Origin of the sequence: Psychrobacillus sp. NEAU-3TGS (assembly GCF_029955155.1) — a bacterium.
GTDB lineage: Bacteria > Bacillota > Bacilli > Bacillales_A > Planococcaceae > Psychrobacillus.
Genome location: NZ_JAPNOZ010000012.1, coordinates 1131893 through 1150100 on the forward strand (window position 1 = coordinate 1131893; position 18208 = coordinate 1150100).

At 38.5% G+C, this 18208-nt stretch carries 15 protein-coding genes; 4 read left to right on the forward strand and 11 right to left on the reverse strand.

The window, feature by feature from the left end; all coding sequences use genetic code 11:
• Nucleotides 1-110 precede the first annotated feature (110 nt).
• Nucleotides 111-794 carry a Crp/Fnr family transcriptional regulator gene (locus OR571_RS21985; protein ID WP_282246037.1) on the forward strand — a complete coding sequence of 228 codons (684 nt, stop codon included), beginning with the start codon at nucleotides 111-113 and terminating at the stop codon, nucleotides 792-794.
• A gap of 250 nt (nucleotides 795-1044) precedes the next feature.
• On the opposite strand, the gene OR571_RS21990 is transcribed toward OR571_RS21985, so the two are convergent.
• Together OR571_RS21990 and OR571_RS21995 are read right to left on the reverse strand one after the other, a co-directional pair.
• Entirely contained in the window at nucleotides 1045-1353 is a 309-nt protein-coding gene (locus OR571_RS21990) for a metal-sulfur cluster assembly factor (RefSeq protein ID WP_142537496.1), read from the reverse strand.
• A gap of 48 nt (nucleotides 1354-1401) precedes the next feature.
• Nucleotides 1402-2160, reverse strand: a complete 759-nt coding sequence (locus tag OR571_RS21995; RefSeq protein ID WP_282246038.1) for a prolyl oligopeptidase family serine peptidase — start codon at nucleotides 2158-2160, stop codon at nucleotides 1402-1404.
• Between the two features lie 137 nt (nucleotides 2161-2297).
• Here OR571_RS21995 and OR571_RS22000 point away from each other — a divergent pair, with 137 nt between their 5' ends.
• A complete protein-coding gene (locus tag OR571_RS22000; protein WP_282246039.1) occupies nucleotides 2298-3119 on the forward strand; it encodes a Cof-type HAD-IIB family hydrolase in 822 nt (273 codons plus the stop codon).
• A gap of 13 nt (nucleotides 3120-3132) precedes the next feature.
• Complete coding sequence (locus OR571_RS22005; protein ID WP_282246040.1) at nucleotides 3133-3984, forward strand: DegV family protein; 852 nt, start codon at nucleotides 3133-3135, stop codon at nucleotides 3982-3984.
• A 66-nt stretch (nucleotides 3985-4050) separates the two neighbouring features.
• Here the strand turns inward: OR571_RS22005 and OR571_RS22010 are convergent, their stop codons facing one another.
• The 9 genes from OR571_RS22010 to OR571_RS22050 form a co-directional block, all read right to left on the reverse strand.
• Nucleotides 4051-5487: an alpha-amylase family glycosyl hydrolase gene (locus OR571_RS22010; protein ID WP_282246041.1), complete on the reverse strand. Its 1437-nt coding sequence runs from the start codon at nucleotides 5485-5487 to the stop codon at nucleotides 4051-4053.
• Nucleotides 5488-5716: 229 nt separating this feature from the next.
• A complete protein-coding gene (locus tag OR571_RS22015; protein WP_282246043.1) occupies nucleotides 5717-5848 on the reverse strand; it encodes a hypothetical protein in 132 nt (43 codons plus the stop codon).
• A gap of 22 nt (nucleotides 5849-5870) precedes the next feature.
• Entirely contained in the window at nucleotides 5871-6233 is a 363-nt protein-coding gene (locus OR571_RS22020) for a YisL family protein (RefSeq protein ID WP_282246334.1), read from the reverse strand.
• 320 nt (nucleotides 6234-6553) lie between these two features.
• Nucleotides 6554-7450 (reverse strand): fumarylacetoacetate hydrolase family protein, encoded by an 897-nt coding sequence (locus OR571_RS22025; protein ID WP_282246045.1) that lies wholly within the window; start codon nucleotides 7448-7450, stop codon nucleotides 6554-6556.
• A gap of 73 nt (nucleotides 7451-7523) precedes the next feature.
• On the reverse strand, nucleotides 7524-8693 hold the full coding sequence (locus OR571_RS22030; RefSeq protein WP_282246046.1) for a DUF418 domain-containing protein: 1170 nt from the start codon (nucleotides 8691-8693) through the stop codon (nucleotides 7524-7526).
• Between the two features lie 12 nt (nucleotides 8694-8705).
• Nucleotides 8706-12413: a helicase-exonuclease AddAB subunit AddA gene (gene addA, locus OR571_RS22035; protein ID WP_282246047.1), complete on the reverse strand. Its 3708-nt coding sequence runs from the start codon at nucleotides 12411-12413 to the stop codon at nucleotides 8706-8708.
• Nucleotides 12400-15894, reverse strand: a complete 3495-nt coding sequence (gene addB, locus OR571_RS22040) for a helicase-exonuclease AddAB subunit AddB (RefSeq protein ID WP_282246048.1) — start codon at nucleotides 15892-15894, stop codon at nucleotides 12400-12402. Before addB ends, addA begins: the two co-directional genes overlap by 14 nt.
• Nucleotides 15895-16186: 292 nt before the next feature.
• Nucleotides 16187-16738 carry a signal peptidase I gene (gene lepB / locus OR571_RS22045; protein ID WP_282246049.1) on the reverse strand — a complete coding sequence of 184 codons (552 nt, stop codon included), beginning with the start codon at nucleotides 16736-16738 and terminating at the stop codon, nucleotides 16187-16189.
• Complete coding sequence (locus OR571_RS22050; RefSeq protein WP_282246050.1) at nucleotides 16735-17370, reverse strand: TVP38/TMEM64 family protein; 636 nt, start codon at nucleotides 17368-17370, stop codon at nucleotides 16735-16737. Before OR571_RS22050 ends, lepB begins: the two co-directional genes overlap by 4 nt.
• A gap of 112 nt (nucleotides 17371-17482) precedes the next feature.
• Here OR571_RS22050 and OR571_RS22055 point away from each other — a divergent pair, with 112 nt between their 5' ends.
• Nucleotides 17483-18205, forward strand: a complete 723-nt coding sequence (locus tag OR571_RS22055) for an AzlC family ABC transporter permease (RefSeq protein ID WP_282246051.1) — start codon at nucleotides 17483-17485, stop codon at nucleotides 18203-18205.
• Nucleotides 18206-18208: the final 3 nt, after the last annotated feature.

The following is an 18208-nucleotide window of genomic DNA, read 5'->3' on the forward strand; positions in this document are numbered from 1 at the left end:
ATTCAATTATAATATCTTTCATTCAAATTTGTAAAGAAAAGTGATTTAAGCTAAATACTTTTAGGGAATATGCTATTATAAATTTATCGAAGGGAAGGTTGTGATTTTATATGAACGCACCCCAAGGTATTTATTCATTATTTGAGCAATTTGGTTCCATTCATAAAATAGAAAAAAATCGCCCTGTTTTCCTAGAAGGAGAACGTTCGGAGGATGTCTACCTTATCCAATCGGGCTCTGTCAAAATAACGAAAGATACAGAAAGTGGTCAAGTGTTAACGATTCGTATTGCTGGTCCAAATACTTTTATCGGGGAAACCGCTGTTTTTTGCGAAGTTATTTATCATTCCGTTTCAGCCCATACGAATGAACCCACTCACTTATTAGTAATACCCCGGGAGCAGCTTGAGAAACTTTTATCCTCCTCTTCATTGCTAATAATGGAGTGGATGAAGATTATTCAAACACATAACTTAAAAAATGAAACTCGCTTTAGAGATTTATTGCTGCATGGCAAAAAAGGTGCTCTCTATTCCACACTAATACGTCTTACTAACACATATGGCGTAGAACAAACGGATGGTAGCGTGGTAATCGACTATACCTTAACAAATCAAGAACTAGCAAATTTTTGTGCGACAAGCCGGGAAGTAGTCAATCGTATGTTAAATGATTTAAAAAAGCTCGGCATCATTTCTTTTGTTAAAGGAATTATCACAGTACATGATCTCCAATTTTTGCGTACCGAAGTAGAATGCGACAATTGTCCATTACATATTTGCCGCATTGATTAAATAAGGCACTTTTCATGCTTTTGCATGGAAAGTGCTTTTTAATTTGGCGTTGATTGCTCTTGTTGAGTGGTTGGTTGCCTTCGCTTAGTGATCGGTTGCACTCACTGCTGATATGATTGCTTTCCCCAATGAATTGGTTGCCTTCAACTTAATCTAGTTGCCCTTTGCCACTTATTCCCTCTAACAATGTATTTCTTTCCACACAAAAAAGCGCAAGGCAATCAACAGAGATGCCTTGCGCTTTTTCTATTTATCTAATGCCAAGAGCGATTTTTGCGTATCTTGACATGTTTTCTCTCGACCATGGTGGGTTGAAGACAATGTTTACTTCTGTTTCTTTTACTTCTGGTAATTCACCAAGCGCTGTTTTGACTTGATCTACAATCATCGGACCCATTGGGCAGCCGATAGAAGTTAGCGTCATTGTAACGTTTGCTGTACCTTCTTCTGTCAAATCTACATCATATACTAAACCTAAATTGACAATATCAACGCCCAACTCAGGGTCAATTACATTTTCTAGGGCAGCCATCATGCTGTCTTTCATATCTTGATCCATTTGAAATCCTCCTTTATCACTTTCATTCATCATAACAAACAAGTGTACTTATGCCAAACTGTTTGCAAGCCATTTTGTTGCGGCTAGCATTCCTTTGCGTGATACCGCATGTCCTGCTGATTTTTCTCTGACAAATTCAATCGTTTGGTCACCATACTTTTCTTCAAAAGTTTTAATGAATTGTGCAGTAGGTGCAAAAGGTACAACTGGATCTTTCTCTCCGTGCCAGAAAAACAGCGACTTGCCACTTAGTTTTTCCATTTGATTTGTTGCGTCAAATCTAGATAAAGTATCAAGCATATCTTTTCTTTCTTCTGCATTTAATGGTATTTGAAAGCCTTTTTCCTCCACTTGTGCCATCTGTGCTTTTGCAAGCTCTACATAACCCGGCGTTCCCATTAAGATAACCGCAGCATCTATCCTAGGATAAGTAGTTAAGCAACCAAGCGTTGTGATCCCACCCATAGATGTTCCTGCAATCCCGATTTTCTGGTTGCTTAAATAGCCTCGTTTTTGTAATTCTTTCTGTAATATACCGACTTCCTCTATAGAAGTTAATACCGTTTCCCAAAAACGCAGGCTAATCTCGACCTGGTCTAATTGTTCATCGCGTTCCCCGTGTAAGTGGGCATCCGGTAAAATGACACGACATCCATCATGCACTAATTGATATGCGTAGTGGAGATTATGCTCTTTTGCGCTTTCAAAACCGTGTAGAAAAAGGACGATTGGTGCGTTATTTTGCGTTTCTTCATGATAAATATGTAATAAAGGAATATTACTCCAGCATTCTTGTTGTACAATCATTTACTTCCCCCACCTTTTTGGATATATTATTATTCTAACAAAGCATTTCAAAATTTACAAAAAGCATAAACTATACATTTTGACCTTCTTCTGTGAACACGATACACTTTATATAAGAATAGAAGGGAGTTTTTCAATTGCAACGTCATTTAATAGTATTAGATTTAGATGGAACTTTATTGACAGATGAAAAGGTTATTTCAAACAAAACGAAAAATACACTTCTTCAAGCAAAAGAAGAAGGCCATGAAGTCATGATTGCAACTGGAAGACCGTACAGATCGAGTGAAATGTATTATAAAGAGCTTGGTTTAAATACACCAATCGTCAATTTTAACGGAGCATTTGTACATCATCCAATGAATAAGTCATGGCAAACTGTACATAAACCGATTGAGTTGAATGTTGTAAAAGAAGTAGTGGAGGCTGTAGAAAGCTATTCCATTAAAAACATGCTTGCAGAAGTGCTAGATGATGTCTACTTACATTATCACGACGAACAGATGATGTCTGCATTTGCATTAGGCAATCCTAACATTACGACCGGTGATTTACGTACTATTTTACAAAAAGATCCTACGAGTTTACTTATCCATGCAGAGGAAGACTCGGTCGACCTAGTTCGCAAGCATCTACGCGATGTCCATGCAGAAGTGATCGATCATCGTAGATGGGGAGCTCCATGGGATGTGATTGAAATTGTTCGTCACGGCTTAAACAAAGCAGTTGGGTTATCTCATGTTTCCGCTTATTTGGATATACCGCAAGAACGAATCATTGCTTTCGGTGATGAAGATAATGATTTAGAAATGATTGAATATGCTGGAGTTGGGGTTGCGATGGGTAATGCCATCAAACCATTGCAAAATATCGCAAATGAAATAACGAAAACAAACAATGAAGACGGGATTGCTGACTTCTTAATAGAAAGATTAAAATTAAAGCAAATAGCTTTTTAGAGGGGGATAAAAGATGAAATTATTTGCAGATAGTGCTTGCGACTTACCTAAATCTTTTTATGCAGAACATCTTGTGGAATTGTTTCCACTTCGAGTTCATATAGGTGAGCAAGAATACGAGGACGTTATTGGAATCGATTCGAAACAAGTGTATGAAGAAATTCGGAAAGGAGCCCATCCAAAAACTTCTCAAGCTTCACCAGAAAACTTTTTACGAGTGTTTGAAGAATTAGCAAAATCTGGAGAAGAAGGATTGTATGTCGCCTTTTCATCCGCACTTTCTGGAACGTATAGCACAGCGGTTATGATGCGAGAACAGGTGATGGAGACATATCCCGATTTAAAGTTAACCATTATTGACTCTAAATGTGCATCTCTAGGTTATGGCCTGCTGGTACAAGAGGCAGCTCGTTTAAAAGAACAGGGTTTGAATTTACAAACGATCGAAGAAAAAATTAGATTTCAAGCGGAGCATATGGAGCACCTATTCACCGTAGAAGATTTAGACTATTTAGCACAAGGCGGAAGAGTTTCTAAAGCTAGCGCTTTTATCGGTGGATTGCTTAACATCAAACCCCTTCTTCATGTGGAAGATGGTAAACTAGTGCCTATTGAAAAAATTCGCGGGCGTAAAAAAGTAATCAAGCGCATGATTGAAGTGATGGAAGAACGCGGTGAACGTTTAGATGAACAAGTTGTTGCGATCAGTCATGGAGATGACGAGGAAACAGCCCTTGCCCTAAAACAAATGATTGAAGAAAAGTTCAACCCGAAAAGTATTGAAATTTATCTGATTGGGTCCACGATTGCTGCACATACGGGACCTGGCACATTGGCATTATTCTTCTTAAACAAATTAGATTAAGAGAGCGAATTTATAAAAAAACTGCTGTCTATGTCCACGCAAATGTACTTAGGCAGCAGTTTTTATTTATTTCTTATTCGTTTGTTCATTTTTTCGTTGCTTACCTTTTTTCCATACGATTACTAAAAAGGCAAGGAACAATATATACGATAATGCCATTGCGAAAATATATGATTTGTTTAACCCTTTACGATCGGTTATTTGATAGACTTCTACGATTTCCCGATCAAGTACTAATCTGTATTCCCCATTATCATCTGCACGAACAATATCGGATTCGAATAAGCCATGAAGCTCTTTGTTTTCACCAACGATATCCTTTGTTAAGTCAATTCGCTTTGTTTGGCTCGTATTATTAATAACAACAATAAATTGTTCGTCGTCTGAATAACGTTTATACACTATATAGCCATTTTCATTTTCTAACAGTTCTATTTTTCCAGTGCGCATTGTTTCCGATTTATTGCGAATGGAGTTAATGTCTTTAATATACTCAATCAACTCTTCATCTACACGGAAGTTCATGACTTGGTGACTTTCCTGTGCATTTTGTCCATTCATTGCAATTTCCGTACCATATGTCATATATGGTACTCCGGGCATCGTTAACATTGCGCCAAGCGCTGTTTTTATACGAGTAGGTGGGAACATATTTTCCAGCGCACTATAGTAAGTAAATCTTTCCGTATGTAAATCATCGATCAAAAGTAAGTCATTATAATTGGTGGACACAATATTTTCTGTTGGTAAATCTGTATTTTTAAAAGCATTTCGTAAATTTACCTGTAATTCTTCAGAATAGTTGACGTCAAAATTTGCATCCGATTCCTCTAGTGCAATCACATACATTGGATCTCGTACTTCTTTTACACTTGTAATTATTTCGTTAATAAATGAGGTTGGAGCACCGTTTAATTCGGACAATTTTATACCATCAACCCCATATGTATTTGTAAATTCGACCAATGTATTGATGAGTGCTTGTTGTACTTCTGCATTTTCCAAATCTAATGTCAAAACATCATTGTCAGTGCTTAGAATCCAGTCTGTTTCTGCATTCCAAATATGGTTTAAGCTATAATTGTTTAGCGGAAATTCAATCATAATCTTTAAATGATGTTTATGTGCTTCATTGATTAGTTGTTGGAATTCTTCAGGTGTTCCGAAACGTTTTTCTAGTGCATTAAAATCCAATACTCGTTTACCATCATAGGTTTCTGTGGCGAATACAGGTCCAATGGAAATAGTTGTAAAACCCATATCTTTAATATGGTCCATTTTTTCGATAATTCCTAAAAAGTCGCCACCAGCAAATGCATTCGGATCTTTTGCATTTACATCATAGTCATTGGTAATTACTTTATTGAAATAACGATCAACATATAAATCATAGATACTTTCATTTTGAATAGAAGCATCTGCTTCGGCATTTGTTGGCTGTGTCGATGTAATCCACAGTCCACTCAACACTAATCCGGTCATTAGCCATTTGTTAAATTTCAAGGTAAATCCTCCTCTATCTAGGAAAGAGCATATTTATAGATAAAAACATATCACAGTTATTTTATCAAAGCTTATTCGTAATCGCTATCGTTTCAGCACGAAAGCCCCAAAAACAGCCGATAATTCGTCCAAACTGTGACATAGCCTAGAATTATTCCAGTAATTTTTCGTTAGTTGGAAAAAAGCGAACTTAAGTTGGAAAAGCAATAATCATAACAAAAACCACCAATCATTTTGGTGGTTTTGTGTTATGGAGAATATGATGATGTAAATCTTCTTCATCCAATGATTCCGCTTGTACTCGGGAAATCTTGTAGGAAGCAGCAATAAAAATAATCATCAATACAACGACAAAAATCAAAAAGGATATTCCCATCGTTCGCTTACGCTAAAAAGTTGATGTTCATTGGTAATTTGAAGCCTAGGAAAAGTGTAATGAAGAAGAAAACGAAAAATAATACGACAAATGTTGTAAATGGTTTTCCTTTTTTCTTTTTCACTAAAGACATTTCCATCATTCCGATGACTAAAATTCCAGCTAAGAATTTGAGTCCATACAACATGCCTTGACCGTAGTCCATACCTTTCATAAATAACGCAATTCCAGTGATAATGATCAAAATATAAAATAAGCGTAAAATCATGTGCACCACTTTTGGATTTTTAATTGCTAATGCTACTAAAAATAGGATGATCGCAATTACCCAAGTTGTAATGTGTAAATGTGGTGATGCTAAAAATTCCATTTGTTTCACCTCGATAATTTTATCAAATTCGCCTTGGCGTATTTGCTTCCGCTTCACTTTGTTCAGCTCCGCAGGAAAAACATTGCTTCCGCTTCACTTTGTTCAGCTCCGCAGGAAAAACATTGCTTCCGCTTCACTTTGTACAGCTCCGCAGGAAAAATATTGCTCCTGCGTAAAACTCGTCGCAGAAAACAGTGCGTCCAAGTTTTTATCGTGTTTGCACAATAAAAACCTGTGACATCCGCCGGGGCTTAACTTCATTCAGTTTTTTTCCAACCGCGTGAAGTTCACCTATATATCTTACCATCAAATGAAATATTTTACTCGAATTTGTTCACTAAAGTACCGATTCCTTCAATAGAAACTTTCACAATATCGCCTGAATTTAAAAACTTAGGCGGATTAAATCCTTTTCCAACCCCAGCAGGAGTACCTGTTAGGATGACATCTCCAGGCTCTAAAGTAACGGATTTAGAAATTTCCTCAATGATTTGCTCGACCGAGTATACCATGTCGGAAGTTTTACCATCTTGGCGGATCTCATCATTTACCTTTGTTACGATGGAAAGCTCCTGTGGATTAGGTAACTCATCTTTAGTCACAATATATGGTCCCATTGGGCATGAGCCTTCTAGGCTTTTCCCTAAGAAAAACTGTTGATGCTTTTTTTGCAAATCTCTTGCAGTTAAATCATTTGCAATCGTGTATCCGAACACATAATCATATGCAAGTTTAGAGGGAATGTCTTTTCCCTTTTTACCTATTACAATCGCTAGCTCCCCTTCATAATCATATGAATCTGTCTTATCGGCATGAATGGAAAGCGTTTGTTCATCAGCTGCAATGGAAGTTGATGACTTTGTAAAAACGACAAAATCATTCGCCACTCCGCCCATTTCTTTTGCATGCTCCGCATAGTTTCTTCCAATGGCCATTATATTTTTTGGTGTACGAGGTATTGGAGATAACCACTCGATTTCCGTAAATTGTTTTTTGAAATCATTTGCATTTTCCTCTTTTAAGGCAGCTTCTACTAGTTTGCGAGTTTGTTCAATAAAATCCATTCCTAATGCGACACCTTCTACAATAGTAGCAGGAAAATCAGGAAGCACTTGGAGCGTCTCTTGGATGCTTAATACATCCCACACTGCCTCTTCTTTTTTTACTTTTGGTCCGAAGTAAATTTTATCATTCAAACGGTATGATAATAGTTTCATCGCTTTGACACTCCTCTAAGTATTTTAATAGCTTTATCTTAGTCTATTACAAACTGGCTTTGTTTTCATCTTTTTACGACAAATTATTTCGATAAGTCAGTTTTCTCCACAATACCTCTACAGGACCCTGTTTAAACTTCATAAACCAAACTTCTGCAAATACTAGCTGCAGTACATAAATACCTACCGCCATCCATGTTCCAGTTCTAATATCCACTTTGCCATATAAGCCAAATCCATATGCATAAAAAATAGTCGTGGCGATAATCGACTGCATCAAATAGATTGTCATTGACATGCGACCAGCTTTAGCCACTGGGGATAGTAATTTTTGCATGAACGGGATAGTACAAACAAGCGCTAATATACCTGCATATGCGATAGCTTGAAGTGGTCCCCCAAATGTATCTTGCACAGTCATCGTAAGAACATTCGGCTCTGTAAGATAAGGCAGCCACTTAATAGCTGTTCCAGCTCCCAGTCCCACTATAATGGCAATTATCCAAAAGACTTTCAAACTTCTTGCACGTTCGATTAACTTTAGCTTTGCTGCTGCTGCACCAAGCAATAAAAACGGCACAATCGTAAATAAAATCATCAGAACTACTAGTCCGTAGCCACTCATATAAATCCAGTCATTTAATCGTTGGGAGAAAATATCTCCCCATGAACCAAGAGAATAGGCCATAATAGATTTCTCTATCTCTTGAATGCCAGTAAAAATAATTAAACTTTCAGGATCCAACTTCCCAAGAAAATACAATAATCCATTTAACAGCCCGTTAGGTAGTAAAAATAAAAGCGCACTTATTAAAACTAACCAAATCGGCTTCAATCGAATCATTAATATTAAAACAAATCCTGCAATCGCATATGTGATTAAAATGTCCCCTGACCATATAAGAAAGGCATGGATACAGCCGATCACAAGTAAAATGGTCAGTCTACGTACAGCTAGCTTCGTAAAGGACGTTCCTTTCTCTTGCGACTTCATAAACTGCATCGCAAGTCCGTATCCAAAAAGCATGGAAAACAGCGGATAAACGCTACCTTGCACAAAAATGTCGATCCACTTATGCGTTTCATAATCTCCCGGAACTTGAAACCAAGTATATGGATTTATATAAATATAGGGACTATGAAAAAACAGCATATTAACGACAAAAATCCCGAGTAGCGCAAATCCTCTCATCACATCAATCGATATTACTCTCTCTTTCTCCCCTACTGGACGAATTAACAAACCTTTTTCCTCCTATAACAAAACCGTTTTGTTTATATCAAATAAATAAAGTATTTTTTCTTTAATCTCTACTTGCAAAATGGATTCTATCGCTTGTGCATAAATAGATAATTGGATCGCATACCGTTTATTCATTTCTTGCTGTAACAATGCTTCATTGTTTGCTAAATGTTGAACACGATCTGTTTTATAATCCAATAATACAAAGCGACCATCTTCTTCTAAAAATAAACAATCGACAACCCCTTGAATAATTTGCTTATCCCCATCTCGATCTTCCATCGCATACGTAAAAGGAAATTCTCGCATGACCCTTTTGGCAACTCGTAATCTCTCTGCGATTTCCGAATGGAAAAATGGCATGATTTTTTGGGGATTAATCGCTGCTTGTTCTGCTTTTGTTAATATTTCACGATCGTAGAGCTCGCTTGCAAATGCCTTTACCTGTTCAGTTGTTTTTACTTCCATTAAATCGACATTTTGCATAAAGGCATGGACGGCTGTTCCAACTTCTGCTCCTGTTAGTTTCGCCTCTTGCTGTAAAAAGAATGGTCGTTTTGCAACTTTGGAAAGGCTGTTTGAAGTAGGTGCCAGCTCAAAATAGGCTTCTTCTTCTCTTGCCAGGAGCTGCTCTATTTTTTTCATTTCACTTACGCTTTGTTTTGATCGTTTTTGTGTCGAAAGTTCATAAGGATACACTGTATCAAAACGAGCTCTCACCTGTGGCAAAACAGTTGTTTTTTCCTTGTTAATCAGTTGATCGATCGAAAGCTTTTCTTGCTCTTCAATTTCTGCCGACAATTTTAGCTCATCGACACATTTTGCTATAATACGCCATTTGGAATCACTTTCTACAATATTAGCTTCGTTGATATTTGAAAGTTGCTGAAAATCTGTGTGTCTTGCAATTGCTGGTCCTATCCAGTCTAGGTAACTTTTTGCTTTTGCTCGAATGTATTCTGGGAGCATCTCATCCGACAACAAAGCTTGTGCATCTTCCCAACTTGCAAGCGTCTTCTGTAAATCTTTAATAGATGCTATAAGATACAAATACTCCTTCGCCCTTGTCATCGCTACATACAGCACGCGCATTTCTTCTGCTTTCAACTCCATTTGTTTCTTCTCTTTCATCGATAGAAACGGCAATGAGGTGAACGATATCCGCTTTTCCGGATCAATGGCTTTTACCGCAAGCCCAAAAGATTGGTCAAATAAGTAGGGCTCATTAAAATCCATTTGGTTGAATGGTCTACCCATTCCCGCCAAAAAGACGACTGGAAATTCCAATCCCTTCGAAGCATGAATCGTCATAAGCCGCACGACATTTTCTTTCTCACTCATTGCACGTGCCGCTCCTAAGTCATCACCTCGTCTTCGCATACGCTCGATAAAGCGTAGGAAGCGGAATAACCCACGGAAAGACGTTTTCTCATATTCTACTGCACGATCATGTAAAATACGCAAATTCGCTTGCTTTTGCATCCCACTTGGCATAGCACCAACCATTTCGTAATAATGCGTATCCAAATAAATACGCCAAATTAAATCCGCAAGGGACCCTCTTCTACTCATATCCCGCCAATCCTCAAATTGCAACAGAAAACGTTGTAGCTTTTCACCGGTCTCTGGAGATATACCAGCTCCCCCATTTGCTACAAACTCTTTTAGCGCATCGTAAAAAGATTCTTTTGGTGCGGCAAGGTGAATCGCGGCAAGCTCCGATTCTGTCAGTCCGACAAAAGGAGCACGAAGAACCGATGCTAGCGATACATCTTGGTACGGATTATCAATTGTTCGAAGGGTATGTAGCATGATGAGCACTTCAATCGCTTCAAAATACCCTTTCGAAAGCTCTGCATATAACGGAATACCGGCTTCTTTGAATTGGTCTGTCACTTCTTGTGACCACGTCATCGACCGCATTAATATAACGATATCGCTATACTCGACAGGGCGACTAGTTTTTTTCCAAGGGTCATATACAGTTGCTCCTGAATCCATCAATTCTTTTATTTTAGAAATAATATAACGAGCTTCTGCTTGTGATTTCTTAAGCTCTTCCTCTGCAATGACCATGTCATCTTCTTCTACAGATTCGACACTTCCATCTTCCACTTCATATAAAAGGGACAATTCGACTGGAGCTATTGTTTCGTTATACGGTGCTTGCGGCTTTAAAGAAGCATCATCGTCATAATTAATTTCCCCTACTTTTTCCCCCATAACTTGCTGGAAGATATAGTTAGTTGCATGCAGTACTTCTTGTCTACTTCGGAAGTTGGCATTCAAATCAATTTTCACGCCCGAATCTTTTGGTAGGTCGCTAAATGCTAGGTATTTCCCTAGAAACAGCATAGGTTCGGCTAGGCGGAAACGATAAATGGATTGCTTCACGTCCCCAACCATGAACATATTGCCAGTTTGTTCGTCACCACTTTTCACTAATTGTAAAATCGTTTCTTGTAGTAAATTCACATCCTGGTACTCATCCGTCAGTACTTCCTTAAAACGGGTCTGATACTCTTTAGCAATTTCGGATGGAACAAGCTGCCCATGTTCGTCATGCTCTGTTAAAATGTCTAATGCATAGTGCTCTAGATCGGAAAAATCAACTAATCCTCTATCATTTTTGGCAGCGGTATATCTCTCACCATACGTAATGGCAAGATCAACTAACGTTTGTAATTGCGGAGCCATCAGTCGCATTTCTTCCAGCAAACGTGCTGGTGTTCTAGTGAAATAATTGTCTTTTAAGTCATTAACTATCTTCTTCACTTTTGTACGTTTAGCCGTAGCTTGTTTTTTTAATGCTTCATCGCAGGAGTCTTTTTTGATGGACGCTGCTTTTACCCATGAAAGACTACTAAAATAGTTAAATGCATCTTGCCAAGTACTCATTTTTATCAGTCGAATAGCTTCTTGGATCATCTCTTGATCTTTTAACGCAGTTTCGGCAAGTGGGGCGGGTCCGTTAGGCATATTTGCTAATGTTCGAATTTCTTCCGCTACGGCAATTGCTTCTTCTAAGTGATGAATGATTGCAAGTTTTAACGGTTCAATAAAAGAAAGTTCATCTATCGTTATATCTTCTGGTAATGTATATGCTTGTGGAATAGCCAGTAACCATTTCTTAGGTTCTGGGTGCACTCGTGCATATGTATATAGTTTTTCAATCATTGTCTCAATGGATTGATCGTCTCTATCTGATGTGAAACTGTCTGATAGTCTATACATCGCTTCTGGGTTTTCTACTTGATATGCTTCCTCTAACACTTCTGCTAAAATATCATCCCGGATAAGCGCAGCCTCTGCTTCATTCGCGATACGAAATCCAGGATCAATCGTTAGCATATACGAGTATTGTTTAACAATATTTAAGCAAAAAGAATGCAGCGTTGAAATTTGAGCCTTACTTAACAGACTAAGCTGCTTGCGTAAATGGGTAGATGCTGGATCAAGTGCAATTGCTTTTTCAAGTGCTTCTCCCATCCGGTGGCGCATTTCTGCTGCAGAAGCATTGGTAAAAGTTACGACTAATAACTCATCGACGTTGATCGGATTCTCTTTGGCGATTACTTTTTGGATAAGCCGGTCAATGAGGACAGCCGTTTTACCAGAGCCTGCCGCAGCAGAAACGAGGACGTCTGAACCGGTTGCCCATATTGCTTTCCACTGGGCAGGTGTCCATGTTAACTCTGCTGGCATATCAGGAATGTTCATCCGTACTCATCTCCTTTCGAATTTTTTCAGTGACGATATCTGGTTGCTCTACTTTTAAATTTCGTACTGGCTGTGCAGGATCTTGAGGGTCAAATTGACAGACACTTCGATACGCACAATACGTACAAGGCATTTTATCTTTTATACGATACGGATAAACACGAGTATCTCCTGCATTCATACCATTACCAGCTTGTTCATGTCTTTTACGTACAAACGACTGAAGAAGTTTCATCTGTTCAGGTTCTACTACTTTGGAGGACGATTTTGACAAGTTTCCGTCTTTGTTCATACGTACTGGAATAATCTTTGAAAATCCTTCGATTTGTTCATCCATTTCCATAATCACTTCTGGGTCATCGAGTAGTAATCCATTCATCTTATACGATTTATAAATCTCTTCTTGTAACTCGGCGTCACTCATTTCCTTTTGCGTCTTAATAAAAGGATTATGCATATGCACATATAAAACACCTGCTGGCTCAGCGCTCTCCTGTAGCCAAATATCCGCATTTTCAATCGCAACGTCTAAATACGTTAACATTTGAAGCGATAAACCATAATACACTTCGTTCAAATCAATCCCTTTGCGTGACGATTTATAATCAACAATCCGAACATATAGATTGCCATTGACATTCGATGCATCTACTCGGTCTATACGTCCACGCAACTGCATTTTGCGCCCACGCTTTAAAGGTATGTCTAGCGCAGGTAACGCTTCTCCTGGACCAAAGCCGGCTTCAATAGCGATTGGCACGAAGGTCGAAGCTTTGGAATGCTTGCTCAGCGCAAAAAGCGTAGATGCTACAATTTGCTCTAGCTTACGCTGAATATAACGGTAACGATTCGTACTTAGTAAAAGTTGATGGACAAATACTGGAACGATTTGATCCACCGCTTGTTTTGCAAGTCCTGCACATTGCTCTCTGGACAGCTGTGCCCATGCTAGGCCCAGTCTTGCCGTTTCGTCTGCAATCCATTTTAGTGCAGCATGGAATAGATCCCCGATTGCCGGTGCCTCTAGTCGATATTCCGCTCGTTCCTCCAGCTTTAATCCATATGCTGCATAATGGGCAAAAGGACAGCTATAATAGCGTTCTACGCGAGAAACACTTGAAATCATCGTTTCACCGTATAATGCGGATGTTATTTCCTGCGAGAGTCTTTCTGTTTTATTGCCATCTATTAAAGGTTTTACAACACGTTTTAAAATAGTGGACCAGTATGGATCTTCCAAATAATATTGATAGACCGATTGCCAAACTTCTGGTAATTCTCCAGTTTCCAATGCTTTTCGAATTTGCATCACAACATATGGTAATGTTGTTCTTGGATGACTAATCGATTGGAGATCAAAGGCATTATCTGGGTGATCAGTTGGATCTATTACAGCTAGCTCTATCGGGACATCTGTGATAAGTTGTTGGAGCTTTTTAATATACATGGATGGCAGTAACGCTTTTCCTTCGCTATCTGCAATCGGATATGAAACAGCTAAATAATGAGAAGCTGTGACGAATGCTTTATAGACTAAATAGTTTTCATCTAGCAAGCGCATTTTAGATGTTGGCGCTAACTCAAATCCTACTTGCGTAAACCATTCGCGCTCCGTATCCGACAGCAAGCCTTCATGATCCATTCGTTTTGGGAATACACCATCATTTACCCCAACGACAAACACAGCTTTTATATTCGTTAATCGAGCAATGTCCACATTTCCGACGATTACTTGATCAATTGCTGGGGGGATGCGTGAAAATGCTAATTGGTCATATCCTTCATCTAAAATTTTCGCAGCTTCCTCCACGGTCATCTCTTTCTCACCAAACATTAATACGAATTGATCGAGTACATTCACCCACTCATTCCAAGCTTGTTCATGCTCAGAGGCAAGTAATAATTGACCATTTTCTTCTTCCGCTTTCTTCAAAACTTGGAGTTTCTCGTAAACTTGAAGCGACTCCATAAATGTAAATAATGCAGCAGCCATCTCCAGCCCTGTTTTACTTTGTGCAAGAGTATCTGCCAGCTTTTTTAAAGGTTGTACAACTATATCACGCGCTGCATGCAAATCTGCTTGCATGCTTAACTCCTCGTCAGTTTGCACCTTCGAGTAAAATTCTAACCCACGATACTTTTTATACACCCAACGTCGATCATCCAACCATCTATCCCCGTAAATACCAAATGACAGGACAAAATTTTCTAAACGGTCTGCCCGTTCTCGCCATTTACTTTTAGACGCTTCAAATGGGAAAAATAAGTCCGTTTTAATCGCTCGGAACATTGGTTCATACTTCCAACCAGTTCGAATAACTTCTAGTACCGTTCTGCTTAACTCGATTAACGGATGATGTAGCATCGATTTTTTTTGACTAATAAATACCGGGATATCATATTGTGGAAAAATGGTTTCAATTAGCCCTTCATAGCTTTCCGAATCCCGATGCAAAATTGCCATTTCTTTATAGCGGACTTCTTTTTGTTGCATCATTTCTCTTATTTGTCTTGCTACCGCATGTATTTCCGCCCGTCTATTTGCAGCTTCTGTTATTCGTAATTTACCTTCCGTTTTCATCTCAGCGGGTGGTAGCTGATCAAAATTGGCTTCAATATGAGCAAGTTCCTTTGAAACAAACCGTTTTTGTTCCGCTTGATGTATGATTTCTTCTATTTCTACTCGTTCTGCTTGAGCTATTTCTATTAATCTAGCGCATGTATTTGCTGGTTGGTAAAATAACGACTGCTCATCCTGGCTATCTGCAAGTGTTTCCATCGGAAGAGCGATCGTAATGCGCTTTACTTGTTTCATTAAAGCTTGAATAATTTCTAATTCTCTTGTTGTAAACGATGTAAATCCATCGATGTAGAGTTCTGTTTTCTCAAGCAGACTTGAGTCTTTTATTTTCTGGGCAAGCAAGGTTAAATACCCTTCCCCGTCAATATAGCTTGTCCCTAATTTTTGCTCCATTAAATCGAGCATGAGCATAAGATCAGCTGATTTATCAAGTAGTGTTTTAGGTGCTTGGATCGTTTCTAATTGATTTAATGCGTTTGCCATCGTGGCATGGTCTAAACAATATCGGCTGAATTCTTTCATCAAGACTTCTATTTGATCGGTAAAACCTCGTTTGGTTGCGGCTCTATTAAATAATGTAAATTCATCTTTGTGATCTTCTAGTAAACTTCTGATAAGCATGCGATACCCAAATCCGCTTATTTCCTCTTTCGCTATTCCACCAGTTTCTTGTAATACACGCCAAGCTAACCGTTTAAATGTCGTCACCTGTGCACGTATTAACCCTTTGAGCCCTGCTCCAGCCGCAAGATCGTACTCACTAGAAAATGACATTTGGTCAGGCACTATATAAAACAACGGATCCCCAAATGGGTTTTGTTGTATAGCGTGTACTATTTCTTGCTGCATAAAAATGGTCTTCCCTGTTCCTGAACGCCCACTAATAATCCGTAATGACATATTTAAACTCCTCTCTTGAAAAGCGTAAGCGCCTATTTCTGCCCAGACAGGCAAATGTGGATGGGGTAGGTCTGCAAAGTGCACCACATCCTGTGGCAAAGCAGACATAACCCGCATCGTGCGGGCCAAGGAGGCAGTTTTTCAGCCACCACAAGCGATTTTGTTTGCGACGAGCTTGCGCAGGAGCAGCTTTTTCACATTTGACCCGATGGGCAAGGCGCTGAAGCTAGACATTAAAAAATCCGAATAACCCCTTTACTCTATTGTACAAAACATCCAATAGGGAAGGAAATTATTCGGAACGGAAATTCACCTTAAAATCGGAAAGTGGCCAGTAAATTAGCTTCACTTCTCCAATAACTTCTTTTTCGTCTATAAAATGAAAGTAACGACTATCTAAACTGGAAATTCGATTGTCCCCTAAAACGAATAACTTGCCAGGTGGGACGGTTTTAGTTCCAGTCAGTTTTTGTAAATCAAAATTCTCCGTGAAATTTGTTTCTGTATTGATATAGGCTTCATACGAACTCAAAAATGGCTCTTCGATTTTTTGATTGTTAATGTATAGTTCATCATTTTCATATGTAATCGTATCGCCAGGCAATCCAATGACTCGTTTCACATAATCTTCTTTCTCATCGCTATGAAAAATAATTATATCCATTCGTTTAATCGTAGAAAGTTTGCTAATGATGACGTGATCATGGTCATGAAGTGTTGGCATCATTGACTCTCCAACGACTTCATAATTTGTGGCAACAAATGATCGAACAACTAGAACAACAATAATTCCGATCGCTAAAGACATCAGCCATTCTATTAATTCTTTCTTCGTTTTAGTCATCTCCTTTCTTCCCTTATTTTTCTGTTGCTTCTAAAATGACGTAAATCTGCTTCTACCTTTTTATCAATTCGTTTCTCTACTCTTTTTCCAACAAACCAAAGAATACCAATAATAATGACAACAATCGCCGTCCGAACCGGTTGAGTGATTAATGCTTTTATATCCGAACCGATAAAACTAACGATGAAAATCATAATGAGCTTCCCTAATGTAACCGTCCATAAATATGTTTTCTTTTTCATATTGGAAAGTCCAGCAACAATATTCACAAGTGCGGAGGGAGTAAATGGAAAACAAATAAGTAAAAAAAGTGGGCCGAATCCATTCCTCTCTACCCATAATATTAATTTTTGAATCTTTTCATGTCTTGTTATAAAGCCAAGCACACGTGCTCGTCCATATTTGCGAATAACTAAAAAAACTGTATATGCCCCTATTACAGAGCCTGCCCACGATATCAAAAATCCAAAGAGCAACCCATAAGCAGTTACGTTCGCTACGATAAACACGATGAGCGGTAAAAAGGGCAAAAAAGCTTCTAAAAAAGGCAAAAGGATACCAATTATCGGTCCTAGTGCACGATAATCTTGCGTTAAATTTGTTAACGTATCCCATGAAAACCAATCAAACATGTTGCTCTCCTCCAAAATATGTATGTTTATACTATTCCCATATTTCATATTCATAAAACTATTCGGTTATAGTATAATTTGTCTATTATGTTTTTTTAGGTGGTGACTATTGTTGAATAAGAATTCATTTGTGCTTGGATTAAAAGCAGGATTAAGTATTGCAATCGGATACTTCCCAGTCGCTCTAACATTTGGCTTACTGGCCAAAACATCTGGACTTTCTATTTGGGAAGCTACTGCAATGAGTATCTTCGTTTATGCCGGAGCATCACAATATATGTCCTTAACGCTAATTTCAAAAGGGGTTGACCCTATTTTAATCGTTTTAAATACATTTGTCCTAAATATACGTCACTTCTTAATGACGGCGGCGCTAAACGAAAAGATGCAGAGCGAAAAGAGATGGATTAAAGGGATTTATGCTTTTGGCATTACAGATGAATCTTTTTCTGTACTCGCAACAAGAAAAGAGGAAAAAATCGGCACTTCCTTTGCATTTGGTGTGGCTTTGATTGCATATAGCAGCTGGGTTGTTTTCACAGCTGTTGGACATGTTATTGGAGCCAATCTTCCACAGTTTTTACAAGCCGCAATGTCGATTGCATTATACGCGATGTTTGTCGGATTACTTGTACCATCCATGCGAGGCAATCGTAAAGTAGTGATGCTCGCACTGATTGCAGCTGTTATTAATGGATTTTTTTATTGGACCGGAATTCTATCGACTGGATGGTCAATCTTGGTTGCAACATTAGCATCCTCTATTTTTGTGGAAATTATTTATGTCAGACACGAAAATCGAAAGCGTATTTCCGAGAAGTTGAAAGGAGTTTAAATA

Excerpts from the sequence above, each read along its gene's own strand:
- OR571_RS21985 (WP_282246037.1), top strand. The coding sequence starts at position 111 with ATGAACGCACCCCAAGGTATTTATTCATTATTTGAGCAATTTGGTTCC.
- OR571_RS21990 (WP_142537496.1), bottom strand. The coding sequence starts at position 1,353 with ATGGATCAAGATATGAAAGACAGCATGATGGCTGCCCTAGAAAATGTA.
- OR571_RS21995 (WP_282246038.1), bottom strand. The coding sequence starts at position 2,160 with ATGATTGTACAACAAGAATGCTGGAGTAATATTCCTTTATTACATATT.
- OR571_RS22005 (WP_282246040.1), top strand. The coding sequence starts at position 3,133 with ATGAAATTATTTGCAGATAGTGCTTGCGACTTACCTAAATCTTTTTAT.
- OR571_RS22020 (WP_282246334.1), bottom strand. The coding sequence starts at position 6,233 with ATGGAATTTTTAGCATCACCACATTTACACATTACAACTTGGGTAATT.
- OR571_RS22025 (WP_282246045.1), bottom strand. The coding sequence starts at position 7,450 with ATGAAACTATTATCATACCGTTTGAATGATAAAATTTACTTCGGACCA.
- addA (WP_282246047.1), bottom strand. The coding sequence starts at position 12,413 with ATGAACATTCCTGATATGCCAGCAGAGTTAACATGGACACCTGCCCAG.
- addB (WP_282246048.1), bottom strand. The coding sequence starts at position 15,894 with ATGTCATTACGGATTATTAGTGGGCGTTCAGGAACAGGGAAGACCATT.
- lepB (WP_282246049.1), bottom strand. The coding sequence starts at position 16,738 with ATGACTAAAACGAAGAAAGAATTAATAGAATGGCTGATGTCTTTAGCG.
- OR571_RS22050 (WP_282246050.1), bottom strand. The coding sequence starts at position 17,370 with ATGTTTGATTGGTTTTCATGGGATACGTTAACAAATTTAACGCAAGAT.